Below are 2,447 nucleotides of genomic sequence, written 5' to 3' on the forward strand. Positions count from 1 at the left end.
TTTGTGAATACGGTGGTGTTGCGGACGGATGTGTCGGGTGATCCGTCGTTTGTGGAGTTGTTGGGGCGGGTTCGTGAGGTGGGGTTGTCGGCGTTCGAGCATCAGGATGTGCCGTTCGAGCGGTTGGTGGAGGAGCTGGCACCGGAGCGGTCGCTGTCCCGACACCCGCTGTTCCAGGTGATGCTGACCGTGCAGAACCAGACGGCCCCCGTGCTCGACCTCCCCGACGTCGAGACGGGTCAGGTGGACACCGGCGCCCCGTCCTCGAAGTTCGATCTCCACTGCACCCTGCAGGAGTCGTACGACCCCACGGGCGCCGCCGTCGGCCTGCGAGGGTCGATGGTCGGAGCTGCGGACCTGTTCGACCCCGCGACAGTGAGTGGACTCGCAGAACGGTTCGTGCGCGTCCTGACCGCACTGGTCGATGAACCCAGCGCGCGGGTGAGCACTGTGGACGTGCTGGACGTCGAGGAGCGTTCGTTGGTGCTCTCCGGATGGAATGACACGGCGGTGTCCTACCCGACGGACGACACGGTGGTCTCACTGTTTGACCGGCAGGTCGCGGCGACCCCGGATGCGGTGGCGATCGTGTTCGAGGGTGTGTCGGTGTCGTATCGGGAGTTGGACGTCCGTGCTGGTGCGGTGGCCCGGTATCTGCGCTCGGTGGGGGTGGGTCCGGAGTCCGTGGTTGGGGTGCGGATGGATCGTGGTGTGGATTTGGTGGTGGCGTTGGTGGGTGTGTTGAAGGCCGGCGCTGCGTACCTGCCGATTGATCCGGAGTATCCGCAGCAGCGGGTGGATGTGTTGGTGGCGGATGCGGGTGCGGTGGTGGTGCTGGATTCGGTGACCGGGTTGGACGGCCCGGACGTGGGTTCGCCGGTCGAGGTGTCGTCGGGTGGTGCGGCGTATGTGTTGTTCACGTCGGGGTCGACGGGTCGGCCGAAGGGTGTGGTGGTGTCGCACGCGGGTGTGATGAACCGGTTGCGGTGGATGCAGGACCGGTTTGGGTTGGTGTCGGGTGAGCGGGTGGTGCAGAAGACTCCGTTCACGTTTGACGTGTCGGTGTGGGAGTTCTTCTGGCCGTTGATCGTCGGCGCGACGGTCGTGGTGGCCCGCCCCGGGGGTCACCGTGACCCGGCCTATCTGGCGGAGTTGATTCGTGAGGAGAACGTGTCGACGGCGCACTTCGTGCCGTCGATGCTGGAGGCGTTCCTTCCGGTGGCCGCCTCGTGTACGGGGTTGTCACGGGTGGTGTGTTCGGGTGAGGCGCTTCCCGCGACGACGCGGGACAGCCTGTTGGCGGTCCTCCCCGACACGGAGTTGCACAACCTGTATGGGCCGACGGAGGCGTCGGTGGATGTGACGGCAACTCGGTGTGCGGTGGGTGTGCCGGTGACGATCGGGTCGCCGGTCGCGAACACCCGCACCTATGTGTTGGACGGTGGTTTGCAGCCGGTGCCGGTGGGCGCCGCCGGCGAACTGTATTTGGCCGGTGTGCAGTTGGCTCGGGGGTATGTGGGCCGGGCGGGTCTGACGGCGGAGCGGTTCATTGCCAACCCGTTCGAGCCGGGGGAGCGGCTGTACCGCACCGGTGACCTCGTGCGGTGGACCCGCGGTGGGGAGCTCGGCTACCTGGGTCGCACCGACGACCAGGTGAAGATTCGCGGCTTCCGCATCGAGTTGGGTGAGGTGCAGGCCGCTGTCGTCGCGCACCCGGACGTGACTCAGGCGGCGGTGGTGGTGCGCGGTGACCGGTTGGTTGCCTACGTCGTCGGTGGTGACGGTGCTGGGGTGCGGGAGTTCGTGGGGCAGCGGTTGCCGCAGTACATGATTCCGGCCGCGGTGGTCGTCCTTGACGCGTTGCCGTTGACGAGCAGCGGGAAACTCGACCGTCGGGCGTTGCCGGACCCGCAGGTCAACACCGGCGTGGGTCGTGCTCCGGTGAACGCGCGGGAGGAGTTGTTGTGCGCGGGGTTCGCCGAGGTGCTGGGCCTGGACCACGTCGGTGTCGACGATGATTTCTTCGCTCTGGGTGGGCATTCGTTGGTGGTGGTGCGGTTGGTGGAGTGGTTGCGGCAGCGGGGTGTGTCGGTGCCGGTGCGGGCGTTTTTCCAGACGCCGACTCCGGCGGCGTTGGCTGCGACCGGTGGTGTTGAGGCGGTTGAGGTTCCGCCGAATCTGATTCCGGCGGGCGCGTCGGTGATCACTCCGGGGATGTTGCCGTTGGTGGATTTGACGCAGGAGCAGATTGATCGGGTGTCGGCCGCTGTGGATGGTGGGGCGGCGAATATCGCTGATATTTATCCTTTGGCTCCGTTGCAGGAGGGGATTCTGTTTCATCATCTTCTTGCGGATGGTGGTCGGGATGCGTATGTGTTGCCGACGGTGTTGGAGTTTGAGGATCGGGGTGTGTTGGGTCGGTTTGTGGATGCGTTGCGGGTGGTGGT

Annotated in this window: 1 protein-coding gene; it reads left to right on the forward strand. The window is 66.0% G+C overall.

The window, feature by feature from the left end; genetic code table 11:
- Positions 1–15: 15 nt before the first annotated feature.
- On the forward strand, positions 16–2,447 hold a 2,432-nt coding region (locus tag ABZ406_RS30905; protein WP_357769109.1), incomplete at its 3' end, for an amino acid adenylation domain-containing protein.

Source organism: Micromonospora sp. NPDC005710 (genome assembly GCF_040630995.1).
GTDB lineage: Bacteria > Actinomycetota > Actinomycetes > Mycobacteriales > Micromonosporaceae > Micromonospora.